The organism is Pseudonocardia sp. P1 (assembly GCF_000178675.2).
In the GTDB taxonomy this organism is placed as follows: domain Bacteria; phylum Actinomycetota; class Actinomycetes; order Mycobacteriales; family Pseudonocardiaceae; genus Pseudonocardia.
The window spans coordinates 831,907-856,241 of sequence record NZ_ADUJ02000001.1; the positions used below are offsets into that span (position 1 = coordinate 831,907).

General features: G+C 71.8%; 23 protein-coding genes and 1 pseudogene. 15 read left to right on the forward strand and 9 right to left on the reverse strand.

All coding sequences use genetic code 11. The features are described 5' to 3' along the window. Nucleotides 1-34: 34 nt before the first annotated feature. Nucleotides 35-2,011, reverse strand: coding sequence for a solute carrier family 23 protein (locus tag PP1_RS03345; protein ID WP_075314179.1), 1,977 nt, complete (start codon nucleotides 2,009-2,011; stop codon nucleotides 35-37). Between the two features lie 210 nt (nucleotides 2,012-2,221). Here PP1_RS03345 and PP1_RS03350 point away from each other — a divergent pair, with 210 nt between their 5' ends. From PP1_RS03350 to PP1_RS03375, 6 genes are read left to right on the forward strand one after another with little or no spacing between them, the layout of a single operon-like run. Continuing rightward, nucleotides 2,222-2,524 carry an urease subunit gamma gene (locus tag PP1_RS03350; RefSeq protein ID WP_010233705.1) on the forward strand — a complete coding sequence of 101 codons (303 nt, stop codon included), beginning with the start codon at nucleotides 2,222-2,224 and terminating at the stop codon, nucleotides 2,522-2,524. Continuing rightward, the gene (locus tag PP1_RS03355) at nucleotides 2,521-2,877 is read left to right on the forward strand and encodes an urease subunit beta (protein WP_010233706.1); all 357 of its coding nucleotides are present in this window, start codon (nucleotides 2,521-2,523) and stop codon (nucleotides 2,875-2,877) included. Before PP1_RS03350 ends, PP1_RS03355 begins: the two co-directional genes overlap by 4 nt. After that, entirely contained in the window at nucleotides 2,874-4,595 is a 1,722-nt protein-coding gene (locus tag PP1_RS03360; RefSeq protein WP_010233708.1) for an urease subunit alpha, read from the forward strand. The genes PP1_RS03355 and PP1_RS03360 overlap by 4 nt, the downstream gene beginning before the upstream one ends. Further along, nucleotides 4,595-5,299: an urease accessory protein UreF gene (locus PP1_RS03365; protein ID WP_075314178.1), complete on the forward strand. Its 705-nt coding sequence runs from the start codon at nucleotides 4,595-4,597 to the stop codon at nucleotides 5,297-5,299. Before PP1_RS03360 ends, PP1_RS03365 begins: the two co-directional genes overlap by 1 nt. Next, nucleotides 5,289-5,996: an urease accessory protein UreG gene (gene ureG, locus PP1_RS03370; RefSeq protein WP_029239210.1), complete on the forward strand. Its 708-nt coding sequence runs from the start codon at nucleotides 5,289-5,291 to the stop codon at nucleotides 5,994-5,996. Before PP1_RS03365 ends, ureG begins: the two co-directional genes overlap by 11 nt. A gap of 1 nt (nucleotide 5,997) precedes the next feature. Continuing rightward, the gene (locus tag PP1_RS03375; RefSeq protein WP_075314177.1) at nucleotides 5,998-6,777 is read left to right on the forward strand and encodes an urease accessory protein UreD; all 780 of its coding nucleotides are present in this window, start codon (nucleotides 5,998-6,000) and stop codon (nucleotides 6,775-6,777) included. 49 nt (nucleotides 6,778-6,826) lie between these two features. On the opposite strand, the gene PP1_RS03380 is transcribed toward PP1_RS03375, so the two are convergent. Further along, nucleotides 6,827-8,461 carry a purine-cytosine permease family protein gene (locus PP1_RS03380; RefSeq protein WP_033199307.1) on the reverse strand — a complete coding sequence of 545 codons (1,635 nt, stop codon included), beginning with the start codon at nucleotides 8,459-8,461 and terminating at the stop codon, nucleotides 6,827-6,829. A gap of 452 nt (nucleotides 8,462-8,913) precedes the next feature. On the opposite strand from PP1_RS03380, the gene PP1_RS03385 reads away from it, so the two are divergent. The 4 genes from PP1_RS03385 to PP1_RS03400 all read left to right on the forward strand — a co-directional run bounded on the left by PP1_RS03385 (nucleotide 8,914) and on the right by PP1_RS03400 (nucleotide 13,150). Then, nucleotides 8,914-9,957, forward strand: a complete 1,044-nt coding sequence (locus PP1_RS03385) for a LysR family transcriptional regulator (RefSeq protein ID WP_010228264.1) — start codon at nucleotides 8,914-8,916, stop codon at nucleotides 9,955-9,957. 40 nt (nucleotides 9,958-9,997) lie between these two features. Next, complete coding sequence (locus tag PP1_RS03390; RefSeq protein WP_010228265.1) at nucleotides 9,998-10,975, forward strand: class I fructose-bisphosphate aldolase; 978 nt, start codon at nucleotides 9,998-10,000, stop codon at nucleotides 10,973-10,975. 98 nt (nucleotides 10,976-11,073) lie between these two features. Then, the gene (locus PP1_RS03395) at nucleotides 11,074-12,018 is read left to right on the forward strand and encodes a fructose-bisphosphatase class II (protein WP_010228266.1); all 945 of its coding nucleotides are present in this window, start codon (nucleotides 11,074-11,076) and stop codon (nucleotides 12,016-12,018) included. A gap of 37 nt (nucleotides 12,019-12,055) precedes the next feature. Continuing rightward, nucleotides 12,056-13,150 carry a dipeptidase gene (locus tag PP1_RS03400; protein WP_010228267.1) on the forward strand — a complete coding sequence of 365 codons (1,095 nt, stop codon included), beginning with the start codon at nucleotides 12,056-12,058 and terminating at the stop codon, nucleotides 13,148-13,150. Between the two features lie 65 nt (nucleotides 13,151-13,215). On the opposite strand, the gene pqqE is transcribed toward PP1_RS03400, so the two are convergent. Genes pqqE through pqqC form a run of 3 tightly spaced genes read right to left on the reverse strand, consistent with a single transcriptional unit; the run spans nucleotide 13,216 to nucleotide 15,295 of the window. Beyond that, nucleotides 13,216-14,328, reverse strand: coding sequence for a pyrroloquinoline quinone biosynthesis protein PqqE (gene pqqE, locus PP1_RS03405; protein WP_010228268.1), 1,113 nt, complete (start codon nucleotides 14,326-14,328; stop codon nucleotides 13,216-13,218). After that, nucleotides 14,325-14,600, reverse strand: a complete 276-nt coding sequence (gene pqqD / locus PP1_RS03410; protein WP_010228270.1) for a pyrroloquinoline quinone biosynthesis peptide chaperone PqqD — start codon at nucleotides 14,598-14,600, stop codon at nucleotides 14,325-14,327. Before pqqD ends, pqqE begins: the two co-directional genes overlap by 4 nt. Then, entirely contained in the window at nucleotides 14,600-15,295 is a 696-nt protein-coding gene (pqqC, locus tag PP1_RS03415) for a pyrroloquinoline-quinone synthase PqqC (RefSeq protein WP_010228272.1), read from the reverse strand. The genes pqqD and pqqC overlap by 1 nt, the downstream gene beginning before the upstream one ends. 278 nt (nucleotides 15,296-15,573) lie before the next feature. On the opposite strand from pqqC, the gene hxlA reads away from it, so the two are divergent. The 3 genes from hxlA to PP1_RS03430 all read left to right on the forward strand — a co-directional run bounded on the left by hxlA (nucleotide 15,574) and on the right by PP1_RS03430 (nucleotide 17,992). Then, nucleotides 15,574-16,203 (forward strand): 3-hexulose-6-phosphate synthase, encoded by a 630-nt coding sequence (gene hxlA, locus PP1_RS03420; protein WP_029239997.1) that lies wholly within the window; start codon nucleotides 15,574-15,576, stop codon nucleotides 16,201-16,203. Nucleotides 16,204-16,215: 12 nt separating this feature from the next. Next, nucleotides 16,216-16,494 carry a hypothetical protein gene (locus tag PP1_RS03425; RefSeq protein ID WP_029239314.1) on the forward strand — a complete coding sequence of 93 codons (279 nt, stop codon included), beginning with the start codon at nucleotides 16,216-16,218 and terminating at the stop codon, nucleotides 16,492-16,494. Nucleotides 16,495-16,813: 319 nt separating this feature from the next. Next, entirely contained in the window at nucleotides 16,814-17,992 is a 1,179-nt protein-coding gene (locus tag PP1_RS03430; RefSeq protein WP_010226633.1) for a sodium:calcium antiporter, read from the forward strand. A 417-nt stretch (nucleotides 17,993-18,409) separates the two neighbouring features. Here PP1_RS03430 and PP1_RS03435 read toward each other — a convergent pair whose 3' ends face one another. The 3 genes from PP1_RS03435 to PP1_RS03445 all read right to left on the reverse strand — a co-directional run bounded on the left by PP1_RS03435 (nucleotide 18,410) and on the right by PP1_RS03445 (nucleotide 21,353). Then, entirely contained in the window at nucleotides 18,410-19,636 is a 1,227-nt protein-coding gene (locus PP1_RS03435) for an MFS transporter (RefSeq protein WP_050802259.1), read from the reverse strand. Nucleotides 19,637-19,750: 114 nt separating this feature from the next. Then, nucleotides 19,751-20,749 carry a LacI family DNA-binding transcriptional regulator gene (locus PP1_RS03440; RefSeq protein WP_010226639.1) on the reverse strand — a complete coding sequence of 333 codons (999 nt, stop codon included), beginning with the start codon at nucleotides 20,747-20,749 and terminating at the stop codon, nucleotides 19,751-19,753. Between the two features lie 10 nt (nucleotides 20,750-20,759). After that, the gene (locus PP1_RS03445) at nucleotides 20,760-21,353 is read right to left on the reverse strand and encodes a GMC family oxidoreductase (RefSeq protein WP_139323865.1); all 594 of its coding nucleotides are present in this window, start codon (nucleotides 21,351-21,353) and stop codon (nucleotides 20,760-20,762) included. Nucleotides 21,354-21,427: 74 nt separating this feature from the next. Here PP1_RS03445 and PP1_RS03450 point away from each other — a divergent pair. Both PP1_RS03450 and PP1_RS03455 read left to right on the forward strand, forming a co-directional pair. Further along, a pseudogene (locus tag PP1_RS03450) lies at nucleotides 21,428-21,881 on the forward strand (hypothetical protein); the annotation flags it as partial. A gap of 150 nt (nucleotides 21,882-22,031) precedes the next feature. Beyond that, entirely contained in the window at nucleotides 22,032-22,820 is a 789-nt protein-coding gene (locus PP1_RS03455; protein ID WP_249265975.1) for a class I SAM-dependent methyltransferase, read from the forward strand. A 91-nt stretch (nucleotides 22,821-22,911) separates the two neighbouring features. Here the strand turns inward: PP1_RS03455 and PP1_RS03460 are convergent, their stop codons facing one another. Next, entirely contained in the window at nucleotides 22,912-24,333 is a 1,422-nt protein-coding gene (locus PP1_RS03460) for an ATP-dependent 6-phosphofructokinase (RefSeq protein ID WP_010226647.1), read from the reverse strand. Nucleotides 24,334-24,335 lie beyond the last annotated feature (2 nt).

Below are 24,335 nucleotides of genomic sequence, written 5' to 3' on the forward strand. Positions count from 1 at the left end.
CACCGTACCGCCCCGGACGGTGGCGGGCCGGGGATCAGCGCGCGACGAGGTCGTCGAACCGGTGCCCGGCGACCTTCGCGATCTCGACGAGGGCGGCGGCGTGTTCCTGCGCGGGCGGGTGGGTGAGCCGGCGGCGGGCGGTCGCGAGCAGCGCGGCCCGGTCACCGGCGTCGCGCAGGCAGACGATCAGCGGGAAGCCGAACCGCTCCCGGTACGACGCCGCGAGCGCGGCGAGCTCGTCCCGGTCGTCGGCGCCGAGCAGCGCCAGGCCCGCCCGGTCCCGGGACACGGCCCGGTCCCCGAGCGCGTCCCCGCCCGTGTCCCCGGCCGTGTCCCCGGCCGTGTCCCCGGTTCCCTGCCCCGCCCGGCCCGCGGGTGCCCGCCCGTCCGGCCCGGCGCCGGTCCCACTCCCGCCCGTCACGAGCCCACCCAGATCGGGGTAGTGCCCCATCAGCTCCCGCTGCTCCCCCGCCGGTGCGGCGAACAGCTCCTCCTGGACCGCGGCCCGCAGCGCGTCGGTGTCCGGGAACGGCCCGCGCGCGTGCACCCGGGCGGGCACCGGCGTCGGCCCCTCGAAGAGCCGGCCGAAGACGTCGGCGAACTCGGCCCGCCCCATCGTCTCGATCCGGCCGGCCGCGATCCCGGCCGGCACCGGGTCCCCGGCCGGCCGGCGCCCGGTGTGGAAGAACAGCAGGTTCAGGCCGATCGCCACCACGCTGCCGGCCGTGATGCCGGAGCCGAGCACGATCTGCGCCCAGCCCGGCAGCGCCTGCGCGACGTCCGGCTGCACCGTGACGAACAGCGCCACCCCGAGGCCGGAGCCGACCACCACGACGTTGCGGTGGTCCCGGAAGTCCACCGCGGTCAGCGTCTGGATCCCGACGACGGCGACCGTCGCGAACATCGCGAGCGCCGCCCCGCCGAGGACCGGGTGCGGGACCGCGGCGACCAGCGCCCCCGCCTTCGGGACCAGCCCGATGAGGATCATGAACCCACCGGCGGCCGCGACCACCCATCGGCTCGACACCCGGGTCAGCCGCACCAGGCCGACGTTCTCGGCGAAGCAGGTGTAGGGGAACGAGTTCAGGACCCCGCCCAGCGTGGTGGCGGCGCCGTCGGCGCGCAGGGCGCGGGCGACGTCGTCCGGCCCGACCCGCTTCCCGACGATCTCGCCCGTCGCGACGACGTCCCCGGTCGTCTCCACCGCCGTGATCATCATGACCACGATCATCGAGAGGATCGCGGCCAGTGAGAACTGCGGCCAGCCGAAGTGGAACGGCGTCGTCACCCCGACCCACGCCGACTCCCCCACCCCCGAGGTGTCGACGAGCCCGAACGGCACCGCGGCGAGCGTCCCGATCACGAGCCCCGCCAGCACCGCGACGGTCGCCAGGAAGCCCCGGAAGATCCGCTGGATCAGCACGATCACCGCGAGCGTGCCGAGCGCGAGCGCCAGGTACAGCGGGTTGCCCGGATCGGGGGCGTTCGCACCGCCGACGGCGTCCTGCGCCGCGACCGGCAGCAGCGCCAGCCCGATCACCGTGATCACCGTGCCGGTGACGACCGGCGGGAAGAACCGCAGCAGCCGGGCCACGTAGGGCGCCGCGAAGAACGTCACGAGCCCGGCGACGATCACGGCACCGTAGATCGTCGTCAGCCCCTCGGTCCCGCCACCCGCGGCGAGCCCGATCGCGATCATCGGGGACACCGCGGTGAAGGTGACGCCCTGCAGCAGCGGGAGCCGCACACCGATCTTCCGGCCGATCCCGACCGCCTGGATGATCGAGGCGATCCCGCAGGTGAAGAGGTCCGCGTTGATGAGGTGGATCAGCTGCCGCTCGTCCAGCCCGATCGCGTTCGCCAGCAGGATCGGGACGACGACGGCGCCCGCGTAGAACGCGAGCACGTGCTGCAGGCCGTAGACGGCGAGACGGCCCGGCGGTGGCACGGCGTCGACGGGGTGGACGGGCTGGGTGGACGGGCGGCGGCGCGGACGCGGCAGCGGACTCATCGGATCCTCGTTCCGGACGGGATTGCGACCTGCATCACCATGCGCCCGCCGTCGCCGGGCCCGGCACGGCCACGGACGACGAACGCACCGGGCCGGTGACCGGGAGATTCGTGCGATCCCACAGTCGACCGGCCCGCCGCGGTACAGCGGCGTGATCGCTCGAAACCGCGCCGAAACCTGTGGGAAACGCGCTCCGGAGAGAGTTCCGGGATGCACCTCAGCCCCCAGGAGCGCGACAAGCTGCTCGTCCACGTCGCCGCCGACGTCGCCCGCAGACGGCGCGAGCGGGGCCTGCGGATGAACTACCCGGAGGCGGTCGCGCTGATCACCGAGCACGTCCTGGAGGGCGCCCGGGACGGGCGGACGGTCGCCGAGCTCATGTCGAGCGGCCGGGAGGTGCTGACCCGCGACGACGTCCTCGACGGCATCGGGGACATGCTCGACTCGGTGCAGGTGGAGGCCACCTTCCCGGACGGCACCAAGCTCGTCACCGTGCACGGGCCGATCGCGTGAGCGGCGGGGGTGGCGGGAGCACGGCGGGCTCGCCGGGCGAGATCGTCCTCGGCGAGGAGCCGGTCGCGCTGAACCCGGGACGCGAGCGGATCGTCCTGACCGTCGAGAACGTCGCCGACCGGCCGGTCCAGGTCGGCTCGCACTACCACTTCGCGGCGGCCAACCCCGGCCTCGAGTTCGACCGCGACGCGGCCTGGGGGCACCGGCTCGACGTGCCCGCCGGGACGTCGGTGCGGTTCGAGCCGGGCGTGGCGCGCGAGGTGACGCTGGTGCCGATCGCCGGTGCCCGCCGGGTGCCGGGTCTGCGCCCGGAACGGGCCGGCGCCCTGGACGAGCGGGGGTACGCACGATGAGCGGCACCATCGGGAGGGCCCGCTACGCCGACCTCTACGGCCCCACGGTCGGCGACCGGATCCGGCTGGCCGACACGAACCTCGTCGTCGAGGTGACCGAGGACCGCTCCCGCGGTCCCGCGTCGGGCGACGAGGTCATGTTCGGCGGCGGCAAGGTGATCCGCGAGTCGATGGGCCAGGCCGCCGTGACCGCGGAGCAGTGCCCCGACCTGGTGATCACCGGCGCCGTCGTGCTGGACCACTGGGGCGTGGTGAAGGCCGACGTCGGCGTGAAGGACGGCCGGATCGTCGGCATCGGCAAGGCCGGGAACCCCGACACGATGGACGGCGTCGACCCGGCGCTGGTGATCGGCCCGGGCACCGAGGTGCTCTCCGGCAACGGGAAGATCCTCACCGCGGGCGGGATCGACGCCCACGTGCACTTCATCTGCCCGCAGCTGGTCGAGACCGCGCTCGCGTCCGGTGTGACCACGCTGATGGGCGGTGGCACCGGGCCGGTCGACGGATCGAAGGCCACCACCGTCACCCCCGGTCCGTGGAACATCGGCCGGATGCTGGGCGCGATGGACCACCAGCCGGTGAACGTCCTGCTCATGGGCAAGGGCAACACGGTGAGCGCCGCGGCGCTGCACGAGCAGCTCCGCGCCGGGGCGGGCGGGTTCAAGCTCCACGAGGACTGGGGCACCACCCCCGCCGCGATCGACGCCTGCCTGCGGGTCTGCGAGGAGACCGGCGTCCAGGCCGCGATCCACACCGACACGCTCAACGAGGCCGGCTTCCTGCAGTCCACCCTGGACGCCATCGGGGGCCGCTCGATCAACGCGTTCCACACCGAGGGCGCGGGCGGCGGGCACGCCCCGGACATCATCGAGGTCGTCGGCACCGGACACGTGCTGCCGTCGTCGACGAACCCGACCCGGCCGCACACCGTGAACACCCTCGACGAGCACCTCGACATGCTCATGGTGTGCCACCACCTGAACCCGTCGGTGCCCGAGGACCTGGCGTTCGCCGAGTCCCGGATCCGCCCGACGACGATCGCCGCCGAGGACGTCCTGCACGACCTGGGCGCGATCTCGATGATGAGCAGCGACTCGCAGGCGATGGGCCGGATCGGCGAGGTGGTCGTCCGGACCTGGCAGACCGCGCACGTCATGAAGGCCGCCCGCGGGCCGCTGCCCGGTGACTCCGACCGCGCGGACAACCTGCGGGCCCGGCGCTACGTCGCCAAGTACACGATCAACCCGGCGCTGGCGCACGGCGCCGCGGAGCACGTGGGGTCGGTCGAGGCCGGCAAGCTCGCCGACCTGGTGCTGTGGGAGCCGAAGTTCTTCGGGGTGCGGCCCGCGGTCGTGCTGAAGGGCGGGTTCGCCGTCTGGGCGCAGATGGGCGACGCGAACGCCTCCATCCCGACGCCCGGCCCGGTCTACGGGCGCCCGATGTTCGGCTACGCCCCCACCCCGGCCGCGCTGGGCTCGCTGACCTTCATGGCACCGTCCGCCCTCGACGACGGCGTCCCCGGCCGTCTCGGCCTCGCGACGCCGTGCGTGCCGGTCGCCGACACCCGCTCCGTGCGCAAGGCGGCGATGGTGCTCAACGACGCGACGCCGGAGGTGCGGGTCGACCCGGACTCGTTCGGGGTGACGATCGACGGCGCCGTCGTCGAACCCGCGCCGGTCGGCGAGCTGCCGATGGCCCAGCGCTACTTCCTGTTCTGATGACGGGCCTCGCCTCGCTCGTGCTCGCCGACGCCCGGTTCCCCGGTGGCGGGCACGTCCACTCCGGCGGCCTGGAGGAGGCCGTGTCCCGCGGCCTGGTGACCGACGTGGACTCGCTCGCCACGTTCCTGCGCGGGCGGTTGCGCACCGCGGGCCGGGTCGCCGCCACCGCCGCGGGGCGCTCCGCGCTCGTGAGTGGAAAAGTCGGCTCCGACCACGGTTTCCACTCACGGGCGCTCCGCGCCCTGGACGCCGCGCTCGACGCGCGCACCCCGTCGGCGGCGCAGCGCGACGCCTCGCGGGCGCAGGGCCGGGCGGCGCTGCGGGCGGTGCGGGCGGCCTGGCCGTCGCCGGTGCTCGACGCGCTCGTCGCCGTCCACCCCCGCCCGCACCACCCGCTGCTGGCCGGCGCGGTGATCGGGTACGCCGGGGAGGACCCCGCCGCGGCGGCCCGCTGTGTCGGCTACCTGGCCGTCAGCGGTCCCGCCTCGGCCGCGGTGCGGCTGCTCGGGCTGGACCCGTTCGCCGTCAACGCCGTGCTCGTCGCGCTCGGCCCCGACCTCGCCGCGCTCGTGAGCGAGGCCGCGGACCTCGCGGCGGGCCCGGTCACCGATCTGCCGGCGCCGGGTGCGCCGGTCCTCGACCTCATGGCCGAGGCCCACGTCCACCACCACCGCGAGAGGGTGCGTCTCTTTGCCTCCTGACACAGGCCACGGTCACGGCCACGTGATCAGCTTCGACCCGACCGTCACCGACCACGACCACCACACCCCCGCCCCGCACGCCGGACGCGCGGTGCGGATCGGGATCGGCGGCCCGGTCGGTTCCGGCAAGACCGCGCTGGTCGCGGCGCTGGCCCGCAGCCTGGCCGGGCGGGTCCGGCTGGCGGTGGTCACCAACGACATCTACACCACCGAGGACGCCGACTTCCTGCGTCGAGCGGGCGTCCTGGCACCGGACCGGGTCGAGGCGGTGCAGACCGGGTGCTGCCCGCACACGGCGATCCGCGACGACATCACCGCCAACCTCGACGCGATCGACCTGCTCGAGGAACGGTTCGGCGACCTGGAGCTGGTGCTCGTCGAGTCCGGCGGGGACAACCTCACCGCCGTGTTCTCCCGGGGGCTGGTCGACCGGCAGATCTTCGTCGTCGACGTCGCCGGTGGGGACAAGGTGCCCCGCAAGGGCGGCCCCGGGGTGACCACCGCGGACCTCCTGGTGATCAACAAGACCGACCTCGCCCCGCTGGTCGGCGCCGATCTCGGGGTGATGACCGGCGACGCGGCGCGGATCCGGGGCGAGCTCCCGGTCCTCGCACAGTCCCTGGTCGAGGACCCGTCCGCCGGTGACGCCTGCGCCTGGGTGCTGGAGCAGGTCGCCGCGGTCCGCGCGACGGTCTGAGGTGCGCGCCCGCGCGAGCCTCGCCGTCGAGCTGCGGGACGGCCGGACCGTCGTGACGGTCCTGCGCGCCCAGGCGCCGCTGGCGCTGGTCCCGCGGCGGGGCGCGGCCGCGGCGGCGAGCCCCGACGCCGTCGTCCACCTGGTCGGGTCGGCGTCCACCCCGCTCGCCGGCGACGACGTGCGGCTCGACGTCACCGTCGGACCCGGCGCACAGTTGGTGCTGACCGGCGTCGCGGCGGCCGTCGCGCTGCCCGGCGCCGGCCGTCCGAGCCGGACGGTCCTGTCCTGCACCATCGGCGACGGCGGCGCGCTGACCTACCTGCCCGAGCCGACCGTCGTCACCGGGCGGGCCGACCACGAGACGGTGCTGGACGCCGACCTCGCCCCGACGGCGTCGCTGCGGGCACGGGACCTCCTGGTCGGCGGCCGCACCGGCGAGCGCCCCGGGCGCTACCGCGGCACGGTCCGGATCACCGAACGGGGGCTCCCGCTGCTGGTGCAGACCCAGGAGATCGGCGACCCGGATCTCGACGACTCACCCGCCCACCTGGCCGGGCACCGCGTGCTGGGCACCGAGGTCCTGATCGGGGACGACGGCGGCACCCGCCCCGCCGCGGGCGAGGGCTGGAGCCTGTCCCCGCTCGCCGTCCGGGGCGTGCTCGCGACCGCCGTCGCGCACGACGCGGTCACCGCGGACCGCCGGCTCACCGAGGCACTGTCCTGCGTGGAGGGCGTGGAAGGCGCGGAGGGCGCGGTGGCCGCCACCGGAACGGGCCGGTGACGGCCACCGCTTCGACGACCGGGGAGCCCCGGTCCGGTCCGTGGGGTGGTCACCCCTGGGCGGGCAGCACGTGCTCCTTCCGCCGGTCCGTGCTCAGGCAGAGCGAGCAGACGTAGGCGTCGTGCGCGACGCACGCCGTCATGTCCGGGCGCTCCAGGTCCTGCCCGCAGACGTGACAGGGCAGCACCACGTCCGACGGGTTGCCGTGCTCGTCGTACATCGGCAGGTCGATGCCGTCGTCGGTCCGGCGCAGGTAGTACCGGCCCCCGGTGGCGACCGCCAGCACCGGGGGCAGCACGAGCCCGAGCGCGATCGCGACCAGCGGGGAGAACGGCTGGATCGCCGTCCCGAGCGCCCCGAAGAACGTCGCGATCGACAGTCCGCCGGCCAGCACGACCGAGACGAACCCGACCGGGTTGACCGCGTAGAGCATCCCGCGGCGGAACTCGGGGTGCTTCGGGGAGAGCCTCAGCAGGTACTTGTTGACCGCGATGTCGGTGGCGACGACGACGATCCACGCGATGGCGATGTTCGCGTAGAAGCCGAGGATCGCGTTGAGGAAGTCGAACATGTTCGCCTCCATCAGCACCAGCGCGATCAGCAGGTTGACGCCGAGGAACACGAGCCGGCCGGGATAGGTCCCGGTGATCCGGGTGAAGGAGTTCGTCCAGGCCAGCGACCCGGAGTACGCGTTCGTCACGTTGATCTTGACCTGGCTGACGACGACGAGCACCACCGCGAGGGTGATCGCCAGCCAGCCCGGCACGAGGTCCTGGTAGATCAGCAGGAACTGCTGCACGGGCTCGTTCGCCACCGCGGCGCCCCCGGCGACGTTCGCGATGAAGTACACGGCCAGGAACAGGCCGACGACCTGCTTCGCGGCGCCGAACAGGACCCAGCCCGGCCCGGCCAGCAGCGTCGCCGTCCACCACCGGCGGCGGTTCTCCGGCGTCTTCGGCGGCATGAACCGCAGGTAGTCGATCTGTTCGGCGATCTGCGCGATCAGCGACAGGCAGACCCCCGCGGCGAGCATGACCGAGCCGATGCTCGGCGCACCCAGGCCGTCCTCGCCCTGGTAGGCCAGGAACGTCGAGACCGAGTCCGGGTGGGCCAGCACGAGGTAGCCGAACGGCAGGACCATCAGCACCAGCCAGAGCGGCGTCGTCCAGAGCTGGAGCGTCGACAGCAGCGACATCCCGTACACGACGAGCGGGAAGATGATCACCGTGGAGACGGCGTAGCCGATCCACAGCGGGACGCCGAGCCCGAGCTCGAGCCCCTGCGCCATGATCGAGCCCTCGAGCGCGAAGAAGATGAAGGTGAACGTCGCGAAGATGATGTTGGTGAGGATCGAGCCGTAGTAGCCGAATCCGGAGCCGCGGGTCACCAGGTCGAGGTCCAGGTTGTACCGCGCGGCGTAGTAGGCCACGGGCGTGCCGGTCGCGATCACGACGAGCGCGAAGACCGCGATCCCCCACAGCGCGTTCGTCGTGCCGTAGGCGATACCGATGTTGGCGCCGATCGAGAAGTCGGCGAGGTAGGCGATCCCGCCCAGCGCCGTCACCCCGACGACGCCCGGTGACCACCTGCGGTAGCTGCGTGGCGCGTACCGGAGCGTGTAGTCCTCGAGCGTCTCCCGCGCTGCGCCGACCGCGGCCGGTGCCGCCGTGGCCGGCGGGTCCATCTCCTGGGTCACGTCCCCCACCTCCGACGGCGGCCGGGTCGGCGGCCGCCGCACGGAATGCTGCGTGCCCGGACCACCGTCCCGGGTTGCCCCGCTGTCACGAGTGGGTGTCGCATGGATCGGGCCAATGGGGCGAACCGGACCCGAGATGACGGGCGGTCGTCGCCGCGGAACGACTACGTGAAGAAACGGGGCCGCCCGGCGTCCGCCGGAGCGGAGCCGGGTCGAACGAACGGCGGCGCACCGACGACGAGCGGCGGTCGTGGCGTCACGGGAGGGAATGCGGGGCCCGTCACCACCGCCTGATTCCGGCGCCGTCCCGTAGGTGACCTGCCGCACACCGTTCATGCGCGCGCAGCGTGCGTTCGTCTCGGCCGCCTTGACCACCCGAACCGGTGTGCCCAATCTCGCTGCGTACCGCGAGTCGCAGGTCAGCGAGAGGGATGAATCCAATGGTGCTTCCGTCCAAGATGCCTCAGCTCGCCGACCTCGATCTGCTGCTGTCGGTCGGGAGTCACGGCAGCGTGGGGAAAGCGGCGCAGGCGCACAGTCTCTCCCAGCCGGCCGCGAGTATCCGGATCAGCGCGATGGAACGCCGCCTCGGAATTCAGCTGCTGGAACGTTCTCCCGCGGGTTCGAAGCTCACCGAGGACGGGGAGATTCTCGCGAAGTACGCCCGGAACGTGATCGAGGCGGCGCGGGAGCTGCTGGAGTTCGGTTCCGGTGCCCGGAGCGGCGAGACGAAGCGCCTCCGGGTCGCGGGCAGTCCGGCGATCTCGGAGCACCTGCTTCCCGAGTGGCTGAACCGTTCCCGGTTCTCGTTCGGCGAGGTGCGGGTCGAGGTGCAGAGCGGCGGTGTCGACGCGCTGCGTGGGATGATCCAGGCGGGCCTGGCCGATCTCGCGTTCATCGACGGCTGGTGTGAGGCGGGCGACCGCGGGCAGCGCCACGATCGCGACGACCTGGTGACCCGCAACATCTGTGACGACGAGCTGGCCGTCGTGGTCGGGTCGGACCACCCGTGGGCCACGCGGAGCACTCCGCTGACGGTGGCGGAGCTGGCGGGCGCGCCCCTGGTGGTGCGCGAGCGTGGTTCCGGGCTGCGGGAGTTCACCGACGAGCTGCTGGACGCCGCGCACGCCCCGCAGAGCCACGTGGAGCTGCCGTCCAACGCCGCGATCAAGCAGGCGGTCGCGACCAGCCGGCGGGTGACGGTGCTGAACGTGTCCACCGTGCGGGCCGAGCTCGCGGAGGGGCGGCTGCACCTGGTGGCCGTCGACCAGGACATGCCTGCCAAGCCCATCTACGCGGCCTGGAGCGAGCGCCGCGGCCTTCCGGGGTACGCGGCGGAGCTGGTGGAGGTCGCCGCGGCGAAGGGCTCCCCGGTGCCGGTCGTCGGGGCGGGCCAGAGATCGAGGAAGGCCGGCTCGCGATCGCGGCTGCGGCCGCGGCCGCAGCAGTCGCCGGCCATCGACGTCCACGAGGCGATCGCCTGATCGCCGCACCCGTTTCGTACCTACAGGAGGATCGACGACAGTGTCTGCTCTGAACAAGATCGCACGGACCCTGGTGTCCAACAGGCGCGGCATCCTCGCCGCCGACGAGAGCATCGGGACGATGTCGGCACGGCTGGAGAACGTCGGCGTCGAGCCGACCGCGGAGAACCGCCGGGTGTACCGGGAGTTGATCGTCACCACTCCGCGGCTGGCCGAGTCGGTCAGCGGTGTCATCCTCGCGGACGAGACGTTCCACCAGAAGCTGAGCAACGGCCGCACGTTCCCGGAGTACCTCGACGACATCGGGATCCTCGCCGGGATCAAGGTCGACACCGGGGCGAAGCCGCTCGCGGGGGCGGCCGAGGAGAAGATCACCGAGGGTCTCGACGGGCTGCGGGAGCGGGTCGCGGAGTACGTGCGGCTCGGCGCGACGTTCGCGAAGTGGCGCGCGGTGATCACGATCGGCGACAACACGCCGTCGTCGCGGGCGGTGCGCGCGAACCTGCATGCGCTGGCGCGCTACGCGGGGCTGTGCCAGGAGGGCGGCCTGGTGCCCATCGTGGAGCCCGAGGTCCTGATGGACGGTGCCCACTCGCTGGACCGCTGCCGGGAGGTGTCGACCGCCGTGCTGAGGTCGCTGTTCAAGGAGCTCGCCCTGATGGAGGTGGAGCTCGACGGCATCGTCCTCAAGCCGAACATGGTGGTCGCCGGGACCGGTAGCCCCGAGCAGCCCACGGTGGCGGACGTCGCCCGGGCCACGGTGGAGACGCTGCGGGAGACCGTCCCCGCGTCCGTGCCGGGCATCGCCTTCCTCTCCGGCGGGCAGCGCCCTGAGGTCGCGACGCAGCACCTCGGGGCGATGCAGCACCTCGACCCGCTGCCCTGGGAGCTCACCTATTCGTTCGGGCGGGCCCTGGTCGGGCCGGCGCTGGAGGTGTGGCGGGGCGACCAGGACAGCTGGGGCGCCGCCCAGGACGCGCTGTCCGAGCACGCCGTCGCGAACGCCGCCGCACGATGAGTGCCTGACGGCGGAGGGCGGTCGGAGCAGCCGGCCGCCCTCCGCGTCCGCGTCGGAGCGCGCGCCGGAGCTCGTGCCGGTCACGGGGATCGAGGGTGATGAGTACTCAGGAGTGGTTCGCCACCGCGTCGTGCCCGGGACCGGATGCGGATCTCGGGCTGGAGCTCGTGCGGGCGACCGAGGCCGCCGCGCTCGCGGCCGGTCGAGGGGCCGGCCGCGAGCGGTCGGGCCGCGACAGGGCCGCCGCCGGTCTGGCGATGCACGAGCACCTCCGGTCCGTGCCCGTGCACGGCACCGTGGTGATCGGCGAGGGCGAGCGGGACGACTCCCCCGTCCTGCGCACCGGCGACGCCGCGGGCGCCGGTGCGGGGCCGCTGTGCGACCTCGGCATCAGGGTGGGTGGCGGCGACCGGTCACCGGCCGGGGACGTACCGGACTCGCTGGTGGCGATCGCCGTGGCCGGGCACGGCGCGCTGTACACGCCGCGGGTGCCCTCCGACGTGGAGATGCTGGCCGTGGGCCCCGACTGCGCCGACGCCGTCGACATCACCAGGCCGGTGGCGGAGAACCTGCGCGCGGTCGCCGCGATCAAGGGCGTGCGGGTGTCGGACGTGGAGGTCGCCGTGCTCGACCGGTTCCGGCACCGCGGCGTCGTGGACGAGGTCCGCGACGCCGGGGCCCGGGTCCACGCCCTGCAGGGCGGCGCCCTCGCGGGAGCGATCGCCGCGGCCCTCCCCGAGAGCCCGGTGGACGTGCTCCTGTGCACCGCCGGGGTGGCGGAGGGGGTCATGGCCGCCGCCGCCCTGTCCTGCACGGGCGGTTCGCTGCAGCTCCGGCTGCGCTCCCACGGTGCCGGCCCGGTCCTGCACACGGCGGACCTCGTCCGCGGTGGGCGCGTCCTGTTCTGCGCCACCGGGGTGGTCACCAGCGAGCTGCTCGACGGTGTCCGGTACCGCGCCGGCCGCGCCACCACGCGGTCGATTCTGCTGTGCTCGGAGCCGGACACGGTGCGGATGGTCGGATCCGAGCACCGGTTCGCCTGACGGGGTGACCGGGTGACCGCCTGCCCCGAGGAGAGAGATGAGCCTGCGTACCGACGACGGCGTCCGGTCGCTGCTGGCCGAAGCGCCGCTGATCGACGGCCACAACGACATGATCTCGAAGATCCGCGACGAGGCGGGGCTGGACTCCGGCACGCTCGACCTCGCTCTCGCCCGGCCCCGCACCCTGCAGACGGACCTGGTCCGGCTCGCCGCGGGTGGGGTGGGTGCCCAGTTCTGGTCGGTGTGGATGCCCTGCTCCACGACGGGTGCGGCGCTGGCGGCAGGGACGCTGGAACAGTTCGAGGGGATCCACCGCCTCCAGGCGCTCCACCCGGACCGGACCGCCCTCGCACGCACCGCCGACGACATCGAGAGGATCAACGGCGAGGGCCGGATCGCGTCGCTGATCGGGGTGGAGGGCGGGCACCAGATCCTGGACTCGCTCGAGGTCCTGCGCCTGTTCCACCGGCTCGGCGCCCGGTACCTGACGTTGACGCACACGCGGAACACCGGCTGGGCCGACAGCTGCACCGATGTCGTCGACACCGGCGGGCTGAGCGACTTCGGACGGATGGTCGTGACCGAGCTCAACGACCTCGGGATGCTCGTCGACCTGTCGCACACCGCACACGCCACCATGGACGCGGCGCTCGACGTGTCACGGGCACCGGCGTTCTTCTCCCACTCCGGGGCCTACTCCGTGTGCCGGCACGCCCGCAACGTCCCGGATCCCGTCCTCGAACGCGTCGGGTCGACCGGCGGCATCGTCATGGCCGTGTTCCTGCCGACCTTCCTCAGCGAGGACCTCCGGCGGTGGGGCCTCGCGCGGAGAGAGGTCCGTGACGCCGCCGTCGCGGGGTGGGAGCGCAGGAACCCACCCCCCGCGGTCGGGATCGCCGACATCGTGCGCCACCTCGACCACCTCCGCGAGGTCATGGGCGTGGACCACGTCGGGATCGGCAGCGACTTCGACGGCATGACGCCCCCGCCCGACATTCCGAGCGTCGAGTACTACCCCCGCCTGTTCGACGCCCTCGATGCCGGCGGCTGGAGCCGCGACGACCTGCGGAAGCTCGCCCGGGGCAACGCCCTCCGCGTGCTGCGCGACACCGAGGACGCGGCGCGCGCCTGACCCCGCCCCGTCCCGGGGACGGAGGCCGGCGGGCGCCGCGCCCCGGCGCGGGAGCCGCTACGGCGTCATCGCCTCCGTGCCGACACCGTCGGACGGCGGTGGACGAGCTCCTGCCCCCGGGTCCCGGCGTCGTCCTGGTTGGCCCTGTCCAGCGCGTCCTGCACCAGGTGGTGGTCCGGCGAGTGCCGGCACACCGGGTCGGTGCGCCCCGCGTCGCCGGTCAGGGCGAAGGCCTGGCAGCGGCAGCCGCCGAAGTCCAGTTCCTTGCGCACGCAGCTGCGGCACGGGTCGGGCATCCACTCGGTGCCGCGGAACGCCGCGAACGCAGCGGACGTCGTCCAGATCCGGTCGAGGTCGTGGTCGCGGACGGAGTCGAACTCCATGGTCGTGATCTCCGAGGCCGCAGGGCACGGATACACGCGACCGTCGGGGGCGACGGTCAGCGCGGTCTGCGCCCAGCCCCCCATGCACGGCTTCGGGTAGGGCTCGTAGTAGTCCGGGAGGATCCAGAGCAGCTCCGTCCGCCCGGCCAACTCCGCCTTGCGACGCCGGTAGACCTCGACCGCCCGGTCCAGCTGGGCGGTGCCGGGCATCAGTGCCTCGCGGTTGCGCAGCGCCCAGCCGTAGTACTGGGTGTTGGCGAGCTCGAGCCGTTCGGCGCCCCACTGCACGCAGACGTCGATGATCGCGTCCAGCCGGTCGAGGTTGAGCCGGTGCAGCACGACGTTCATGTTCAACGGCAGCCCGGCGTCACGGATGAGGCGCGCGGCCACTTCCTTCTTGTCGAACCGCTTGCTCGCCGCGACCAGGTCCGTCGACTCGGCGGCGTCGCCCTGGATGCTCAGCTGGGCACTGTTGAGCCCGGCGGCGACCAGCGACTCCACCCTGCGCTCGGTGAGCCCGAGACCGCTGGTGATCAGGTTCGTGTACAGGCCGAGGCGGCGGCACTCGGCGACCAGCGTCTCCAGGTCGCCGCGGACGAGGGGTTCCCCGCCCGACAGGTGGACCTGCACGACGCCGAGCCCGGCCGCCTGGCCGATCACCCGCAGCCAGTCGTCGGTGGCGAGCTCGTCGTGGCGCTCCAGCAGCGCCAGCGGGTTCGAGCAGTAGACGCAGTGCAACGGGCACCGGTGGGTGACCTCGGCCAGCAGGCCGTAGGGCTGGGGCGGGCCGTTCACGACACCACCACCCAGCCCCGCCCGCTGGCGTCGTCGAGGAACGTCATGACGTCGTTCACGAGGTCGGTCGCGGCGAAGTCCCGTTCGAGCTGGTCGACCAGCTGCCGCACGGTCCGGTTGCCGTCGCACAGGCCGAGTATCGCCGCGCCGGACTGGTTGAGGACCACGACCCGCTCGGGCAGCAGCAGCAGCTCCACACCCCGGACGCGGTCGTGCTTGAGCATCGCCCTGGTCGCCAGCCGGGGGGTGGCGGTCAGATCGTCGTCGGTCATCAGCGGCTCCTGCCGTAGGCGAGTTCCACGGCGTCGAGCAGGCTCCAGAGGACGTCGCACTTGAACTCCAGCGCCCGGGCACACGCGTCCTGCTGCTCGCGGGTCGTCGCGTGGTCGAGGACCAGTTCGAGCAGGTGCTCGATGTCCTTGGGCTGCTGGGTGAGCCGTGCCCGGAAGTACTCGAGACCGTCGGTCGCGATCCACGGGTAGTGGTGGGTGACGTCGGTGATCCGCCGGCTGAGCAGGTCCGGCGCGAACAGCTCGGTCAGCGCCGAGGCGACCGACTCCAGCCACGGTTGCCGTCGGCAGAAGTCGACGTAGGCGTCCACCGCGAACCGGGTGCCGGGCAGGACCGTGTCGTCGTCGAACAGGTGCTCACGGGTCAGGCCGACGGCCTCGCCGAGGCGGATCCACTTCTCGATGCCGCCCTCGTCGCCGGTACGCCCGTCGTGGTCGATGATGCGCTGGATCCAGCGCCGCCGGTCGTCGCGGCCGGGGAGCTTGGTCAGGATGAACGCGTCCTTCACCGGGAGGTTCACCTGGTAGTAGAAGCGGTTCCGCACCCAGCCCCGGAATTCGTTCTCGGTCAGTGTGCCCGCGTGCATCCGTTCGTTGAACGGGTGCAGATGGTGATACCGCTTCTCCCCGATGGACCGCAGCCGCGCTTCGAACTCGTTCGCGGACCAGGCGTTCATTTCCCCCACCTCCACACCGGCTCTGCCGGACTTGTCCGCTCACCGTGATACCCACGCCGATGCCTGACAACCGGGTGGGAACGACCGGCGCCGGACCGCGGACGAACGGCGACGAGTCCGCCACGAGCGGATCGGGATCATCTGCGGCCCCGGACGGTTATGTGGAAGGCGTATCAGGGGATTGGTTTTTCGCATGTGCTGCGGCGTTGCCGGTTTTCGGTGGTGGCGGTGATGGTGGTGGGGACATACATCGGAGTCGTGACGTTGGGAGTTCTCTCGTGCAGCTGCAGGTGGCGTTGGATGTTCTGGATCTTCCCTCGGCGTTGAGGCTGGCGGACCAGGTGGCCGAGCACGTGGACATTCTGGAGCTGGGTACGCCGTTGGTGAAGTCGGCGGGTATCGGTGCGGTGACCGCGATCAAGGCGGCGCACCCGGACAAGCTGGTGTTCGCGGACCTGAAGACCGCGGATGCGGGTGCGCTGGAGGCGGAGCTGGCGTTCTCCGCGGGTGCGGATCTGGTGACGGTGATGGGTGCGGTCGACGACGACACCGTGCGTGGTGCGGTCGCGGCCGGGGAGAAGCACGGCAAGCAGGTCGTGGCGGACATGATCAGTGTGGTCAACGGGCGGGTGGCCCGGATCCGTGAGGTCGCGAAGCTGGGTGTGGCGTTCGTGGAGATCCATGCCGGTCTCGACGAGCAGGCCCGTCCGGGGTACTCGATCGCGCAGCTGCTCGACGACGGCCGGGAGGCCGGGGTGGCGTTCTCGATCGCCGGTGGGGTCAAGGCCGACACGATCGCCTCGGTCCGTGAGGCCGGCGCGGTCGTCGCCGTCGCGGGCGGGGCGATCTACGGCGCCGACGACCCGGGCGCGGCAGCGGCCGAGCTCAAGCAGCGCGCCACCGGCTGAGGGGGAACCGGCATGGAAGGACACCGACCCCCGCAGCTGGCGCCCGCCAACGCCTACGGCGCACTGATGCTGCAGGCCGCCGGGGTGCTCCGGGTGCGCTACGTGCGCTGCGAGCGGGACGACGGTCTGTCCCCGGCCGCGGCGAACGAGCTCGCCGACGTCTTCGAGAGCCTCTCCTACGGGGATCCCGCGTTCGACCAGATCGACCCGAACGAGGCGATCGCGCTGGCACACCGCCTGCTCGACGACGACCACCCCGAGCGATCGAGGCTGTGGCCGCAGACCTCGTGAGGGGGCCACACCGTTCGGCCACCGGGTGGGCGCGCTCATCGCCGCCCACCCGGTCCGGCGGAGTGGATCCTTTCGGGACGTATCGATCCCGTTCCTGTCAACTCGCCTTTCGACCAGCTCCGCGAGATGTCGGGTGCGGTCTACCATCCCGGCGGCGACGGATTCGGCGTCCTATGAGGATCTACGGTCTCCGTTCCGAGGAGTCTCCGCCGGTTCCCGGCTGCCGTCGAACGCGTGACAGGGAGAGCCCGGTCGCCGTTCGTCCATCGATTCTGGTCGCTGCACGGGCCGACGCCTGCTCGAGGAGGAGCACCGCACCATGGACGCGATAACGTCACTCATCGTCTTCGCCGCCGGTGCGGCGGTGCTCGTCTACAGCGCCGAAAAGCTGATCACCTATCTGGTCGGCGCCGCCCGCGGTCTCACGGTGTCGCTGTTCCTGCTGGCGATCCTGTTCACCGGTATCGAGTTCGACGACCTCGCGTTCGGCATCGTGCTGAACCTCGAGGGCCTGGAGGACGTCGCGATCGGCGTCATCTTCGGGACCGTCATGTCGATGACCGGCCTGGTGCTGGGCCTCGCCGCGCTGATCGCGCCCTGCCGGGTGGAGATTCCCCGGGACTACATCGCGATCTTCGCGCTGGCCCCGCTGATCCTGGTCCCGGTCGCCCTGATCGGCGAGCTCGGGGTCGCGTCCGCGATCGTGCTCATCCTGCTGTTCGTGGCGTTCGTGGCCTACGTGGCCTACCGCGAGTACCAGCGGGCGATGCCGACGTTCCGCAGCTCCGAGGTGCTCGAGTCGCTCGACGGCGACGAGACCCGCGCGGTCACCGGCCGGCGGGTCGCCGCCTCCGCCGGCGGTGGGACCGCGGGGGGCGGTTCCGGTGACGCGGGTGCGGGGGGTCTCTACGAGACCGGCGACCTCGCGGTCGCGACGGCGAACCGTCGTTCCGGCAGCACGCTGCTGCTCCTGGCGATACTGGCGCTGCTCGGTCTCGTCGTCGGTGCCTGGGCGATGTCGGAGGGCACCGAGGGGCTGCTGGAGAACTTCGCGATCAGCGGCACGGTCTTCGGTGCGACGATCGCGACCCTGGTTCTCTCCCTCGAGGACATCTTCCTGACCGTCGAACCGGCCCGGCGGGGTGCGCCCGCGATCGGGGTCGGGAACGTCGTCGGCAGCGTGGTGTTCTCGGTGACGGCCAAGCTCGGCATCGTCGTTCTGGCCGGCGGCACGATCGTCATCACCTCCGAGGTGTTCAGCTGGCATCTGCCGGCCTTGGTCGTGATCAACGGGTTCGCGGCGTACGCCCTGTTCACCGGCCGGTTGCGCCGATGGCACGGCGCCGCGCTGCTGGTCGGCTACATCGCCTACTGGGCCATCAGCTTCACCGTGTTCGGCCTGGTCCCGGTCGACGACGCCGGCGGCGACGACGACGACGCGGCGTCCCCTCCGGGGATCGAGGCCCCCGCCGTCCCGGGCGCACCGGACGACGACTGACGACGAGCTCTGCTCGTGGTCCGGAAGGCCGATACCGGTATCGGCGCGGGAGCGGCGACCGCCAGTGGCCGTCACAGTCCCCGGCCCGGCAGATAACACGTCGCGCAGGACCCGGTCGGGGACCGCCCGCCCAGCGGGCCCCGCGCGGGCTTGCCACTGGTTAGGCACCGGTCGCGGTTCTGACCTGGCAGCATCAGGAACCGGCGTTTCAGCACAGCCTGTCGGAAACAGCATCCAGGCGGGACGACCGTGGCCGGGTCCCCCGCGGTCAGCTGCGGCCCGATCTCCTGTCCACCGGCCTCCTGTGCCCGAAGTCGTGCCGAGCCACCGAGATCATGACCGGCGACGGGTTGAAGAGGAGCAGCGTCGTGCGATCCAGCAACCGGATCACAGTGATCCACCACCGAGGGGTCCATGTCATGGGAGTTCTCCTACTTCGGGTGAAGCTTGCCGCCGCGGGCCGGCCGGACGCCCCAGCCGAACGAGTTTCCACGCGAGCGCCAGGCAGATCGCATTGAGCACGAACAGCGCGCCCGGGACGACTTCTACCGAGAGGGCTTCGATCCCGAGCCCGAGCAACGTGGGCAGCACTACGCTGCCGGCCATGGACGCAGCGATGACGTGGGCAGCGCGGCGCCGGACTGCGGGAGCAAGTTCGTAGAGCCACGCCAGTCCGGTCGGGAAGATCGGTGCGATGAAGAGCCCGACGCCGGCATAAGCCCACGGAGCTAGAGCGGGGACCATGGCCAGACCGAAGCAGGCGCCCATCCCACCGAGGCTGACGAGCACGATCGTCGACGGACGCACGTGCACGGTCAGGGGCAGGACGACGAACCGCCCGAGGGTCATCATCAGCCAGTAGGCAGCCGTGGCGGTGGCGGCTGCCCCCGCAGTCCAGCCGACGCCGATCAGGTGGGTGGTCTCCCAGCCGCCGACCGCGGACTCAATACCCACGTTGAGCGCATAGAGCACCACGAACGCCAGGACCATCCCGAGGAGGGCGGAGGTCCGGGCACGATCGGCCCCCACTGGATCGTCGGCCTCGGTGCGCGCCGGACGCGGGCGCACTCCGCCCAGTCCAAGGAGCAGGAGGAGAGCCAGCAACGCGAACGCCAAGAACACGACCGAGTAATTGTCGGCCCCCAGCGCTCCGACGACGGCAGGCGCGATGATCGCACCGACGCCGAAGAACGCATTGAGCAGATTCAGCATGAATGTGCTGCGGGCGCCGAACCCGACAGCGAACATGTGGTTGAGGCCGTAGTCCAACCCGCCGAACCCCAGCCCGGCGACGAGTGCACCTGCCAGGACAAGCCACCAGACCGACGCCAGGGCGAACACCACGGCGCCGCCGGCCACCGCGAGGTGGCAGCCGACGAGCATGGCCCGGTCGCTTCGGCCGTTGAACCTGCGATGAAACAGCAACACACCGGCGACGCCGCCGAGGAAATGCGCGGATAGAGCAAGCCCCGCTCCTGTCGGGCCCAGCCCGAAGCGTTCCTGGAACGTCGGCAGGGCGGGACCGTATGCGGCCTGCAGTCCGCCGATCAGCACGAACGCCCCGAGCGCAGTCACCACTCCGCCCCGAGTGAACAGTGTGACCGGGCGGGCGACTGACAGGGACCCTAGATCGGATCCGGTCATCGGCTCGTTTCTCCTCAGATGCTCGGCACGACTCTGGGTAGATTTGTTAACGCTCCCGTGAGCGCTAACGGAGAAGCGTGCCCTGCACCAACCGGGGTGTCAACTGTAACGGACTCAGGTGGAGTCGCGGACGAGAAGCTCGCAGTCCAGGGTGACTGGATCCGTGTCGGACGAGCTCTGGTCATCGATCAGTCGGCGCACCTCGTCGACTGCCAGCAAGCCGAGTCGGTGGGTGTCGACATGCACCGAGGTCAGCGTGGGGGTGACGAGGCCGCCCAGTACCGAGCCGTCGAACCCGATGACCGCGCAGTCCTGTGGGACACGCAATCCGCGGGCTGCCAGCCCGCGGAGAGCACCGACGGCCACGAGGTCGTTGAACGCGAACACCGCGTCCACCTCCGGATGCCGCTCCAGCAGCGCGTGGATGGCGGTCTCGCCTCCGGCGATCGACTGTTCGGCGAGCTCGATCCGATCTCTCCCCATGTCCAGGCCACGGGCTGCCGCGGAGGCCAGGAAGGAACGGCCGCGCAGAAACCGGTCGCAGGTGGTGGTGCAGTCGATCATCCCTGGGCGCCGGTAGCCACGTTCCGCAAGATGAGCCACGGCCGCGTCGACTCCGCCCGGCACGTCGATTCGCACCGAGCCCGCCCCGGGTACCGCCTTCTCCGGGTCCAACAGGACGAGCCGCAGATCTGGCGGGAGGGGTGGAGTCGGTGCGCGACTGTGGTCGAAGTATCCGACGAGGCTGTCGACCTGCTCGCTCATCGAACGGATCAGGCGCTGCTCACCCTCGGGATCGCCGTCGCTTGTGGACACGACGACCCGCCAGCCCTGTGCGGACGCTGCGTCGATGACGCCCTGGATCAGCGACGGGAAGAACGGGTTGATCAGGTCAGGGACGATCAGGCCGAGTGTGTCCACACCGGGTGCAGCGAGCCCTCGCGCGTGGCGACTGCGCCGGTAGCCCATCTGCTGCACGATATCGAGCACGCGCTGACGCGTGCTGGGGTCGATCTCGGCCTTACCATTGATCGCTCGGGAGACGGTCTGCAGCGACACACCGGCGGCGCGCGCGACGTCCTTGATCGTGGGGCGTCGACCCGTCTCCGGCATGGGACCCATTTCAGCACGGCCGCACCCGAAACGGCGTGCCACGCACACCGGCGCGATTGAGGAACCGCTCGGTGATCTCGTGCGCGAACGCCATGACGGTCTGCTGCGGGCTGATCCCAGTCGATCCTGGCAGCACAGAGGCGTCACAGATGACCAGACCGTCGACGCCGTGCGGACGTCCGTCGTCGTCGCACACACCGCCACGTTCAGGGCGCCCCATCCGGCACGAGGCCATGGCGTGCACGGAAACCATGCCCCAGGTGCGCGTGTCAGATATGTCCAGTTCCGCATATGCCTGGTCGGGTCCGGTCCACGGCCCGGCGCCTGGGATGCACGGGTACAGCTCGGTGGCACCAGCCTGCAGCAACAGAGTCACCGTGCGTCGCATCGCGTCGTGCAGGGTCGCGCGATCCCTGTCAGTGAGCGCGTGCCGGACGACATGTCTCCCGCCGGGCAGCGTGCGAACGCATGCGGTTCCTTCCAGCCGTACTTGGGTGGTGTAGATCGCCACGCGGTCGATGTCCTCGATGAGACGTGTGACCACACAAGGCGGGTGGGCCGCGAGCGCCGCGCCGAGGTTGCCGGTCGACAAGTTCGCGGGCATGACTAGCACGCCGCGGTCGGCGAACTCCTGCAGCTGTGTGGTGAAGATCGTGCCCCTCTGAGCATGAAGGCGCCTCAGCCCACCGCTACGAAGGCGCCGCGCCCGGTGAGCTGGTCCACGTCGATGTGAAGAAGCTTGACCGGATCCCCGACGGTGGAGGCTGGCGGGTCCACGACCGCGGCCCACGTCCGGGCGCGGCCCGCCGCATCGGGTTCGACTACGTCCACACTGTGGTCGACGACCACTCCCGCTTCGCCTACGCCGAGGCCTGCCCGATCAGAGCTCGCCACCTGCGCCGGTTTCCTTCAGCGCGCCGCGGCCGCGTTCGCTGCAGCCGGCATCGCCCGCATCGCCCGCATCGCATCGCCCGCATCGCATCGCCCGCATCGCATCGCCCGCATCGAGAGTGTGATCACCGACAACGCCCGCAACTACCGCGGCTGGCGGATATTCGCGGACGAGGTGACCAGTCTCGGAGCACCCCAGAAGTTCATCCGGCCGCACTGCCCGTGGATCAACGGCAAGGTGGCCGCACACCTTCTGGTGCTCCCGCACGGTTCGTATCTCGTGCGGGAGCACCAGAACGTGTGCGGTCGTGGCGGGCATGGGTCAGAGCGGGAGTGGGCCGGGCGCGCAGGCGCGGCCGAGGTGTCGGTGCCGTTCCCTATGGTCCGCCGCATGGACGAGCACGAGGCCGTGGAACGGACGCGCCGGGACTACGACGACGTCGCCGAGGCGTACGACGACATGGTGCGGCAGGGCGACGAGACCACCGACGCCCTCTCCGCAGCGATGATCGACGCCTTCGCCGGGCTCGCCCGTGGCGGCGGGCCGGACAGCGCCGGTGAGCCGGACCGTGCCGGTGGGCCGGACCGTGCCGGCGGACCGGACCGTGCCGATGGACCGGACAGGGCCGATCGACCGGACAGGGCCGATCGACCGGACAACGCCGTGATCGACGCGGGGTGCGGCCCGGGACAGTGGACCGACCACCTCGACCGGAACGGCACCCGGGCCTACGGGGTCGATCTGTCACCCGCCATGGTCGCGATCGCCCGGCGATACCGCCCCGATCTCCGCTACGAGGTCGGTTCCATGCTCCGTCTCGACGCACCGGACCGTTCGGTCGCCGGCGTCCTGGCGCACTTCTCGCTCATCCACACCCCGCCGGACCTCCTCCCGGACGTCCTGGCCGAGTTCGCCCGGGTGATCAGGCCGGGCGGTCCCCTGCTCATCGGGGTGCAGATCACCGACACACCGGGCGCCGACGGCTGGATCCCCTATGCCCACAAGGCCTCACCGGCGTTCCTGTGGCACCTCGACGCGCTCGACGAACGGCTGCGACCGCACGGCTTCGTCGAACTCGGACGCATGCGCATCGCCGCTCCGGCCCCGGGCAGGCCCCCGGCCGGCTACCTCCTGGCGCGCCACGGCGCCCGTCCGGCCCGGTCGACGCATGGTCGATGAGTCGCACCGGGGGACGAAGCAGCTTCCGCCGTGGTCGGGGAACCCGCCGCCGTGCTCCGGAGGGGGCGTCCGCGCCGGCGTGTGCGTTCGGTCAGCAGAAGCCCGCGGGGACCGTGTCGCGGGTGCGCACCGGGCCGAACTCGGCAGGCTGGCAGGTGGCCTCGAGGACCGACATCCACATGTCGCCGTCGGGGTCGATCTGGTTGCGGCGGCTGGTCATCAGCGGCAGCGGGACGTGGACGATGCGTCGCCGCCAGCGCGCGACGGCGGCCTCGGTACGCCCGGCCATGGCCGCGTGCACCGCGGCGTGGGCCAGGCGCAGGCAGTACACGCTGTCGTAGGCGTTCGCGGCGATGCTGCGGACCGCGTAGCTCGGATCGATGTAGCGCATCGTGGGCGTGAGGCCGACCGCGCTCAGGTGGGCGGTGATGCGTTCCTTGAGCAGCTCACCGATGTTGCCGAGCTTGATGTTGCCCGACGCGTCGGTGCCGCGGCCGTTGTGCTGCAGCAGGCCTGCCCCGGAGAGGGAGCCGAGCTCGACGGAGGACGGGCCGTGGTCGTCGAGGAGGTCCTGGCCGGCCCCCTCCGCGAGGACGATCACCACGTGGCCCTTGGTGCGCACGTGCTGCTCGACGTGGGCGAGCAGGCCGGTCTCGCCCTCGAGCGCGAACCCGACCTCGGGGATCAGGACGATGTCCGCGGCGCTCGCGGCCAGCGCGGCGTAGGCGGCGATGAACCCCGAGTGGCGGCCCATCAGCTTCACCATCCCGACGCCGTTCGGGCTGGCCGCGGCCTCGACCGCGACCGCGGAGATGAACTCGGTGGCGCGCGCGAACGCGCTCTGGAACCCGAACGACTGGTCGGTGAAAGGCAGGTCGTTGTCGATGGTCTTCGGGACCCCGATGACCGCGATGTCGAGACCGCGCGCCCGGATCGCCTCGCTGAGGTACGTCGCGGCGCGCATCCCGCCGTCGCCACCGATGACGAACAGGATGTCGACGCCGCGCAGGACGAGGCTGTCGACCATCTCGTCGGCGTCCTGCCCGCCGCGTGAGCTGCCCAGGATGGTGCCGCCGGCGTGGTGGATGTCGCGGACGCCGTCCACGGTCAGGTCGACGGTGTCGTCGCGGTGCTCGGCCGTCAGCCCACGGAGCCCGTTGCGGAAGCCCAGGATCCGCTTGACCTTGTAGTGCACGGCCAGTGCCTTGACCAGGCCGCGGATGACGTTGTTGAGGCCGGGGCACAGCCCCCCGCAGGTGACGACGCCCGCGGTCACCTCCGCGGGATCGAAGTAGATCTTGCGGCGCGGGCCGGCGGCTTCGAAGCTCGGTGCCTGGACGGACGGGAGGCCGTGCCCGGCCAGCATCGAGACGGTGTCCTCGAGCAGCACCCGGTCGCCTTCGGCCACGTAGTGCGGCGAGGTCTGCTTGGTGGGGAGCAGCTCGGACATCGGCGAGTCGTAGTGGCACTCGCCGAGGTCGCGGACACGGAGGTCGTCCAGGTGCAGGGTCACCG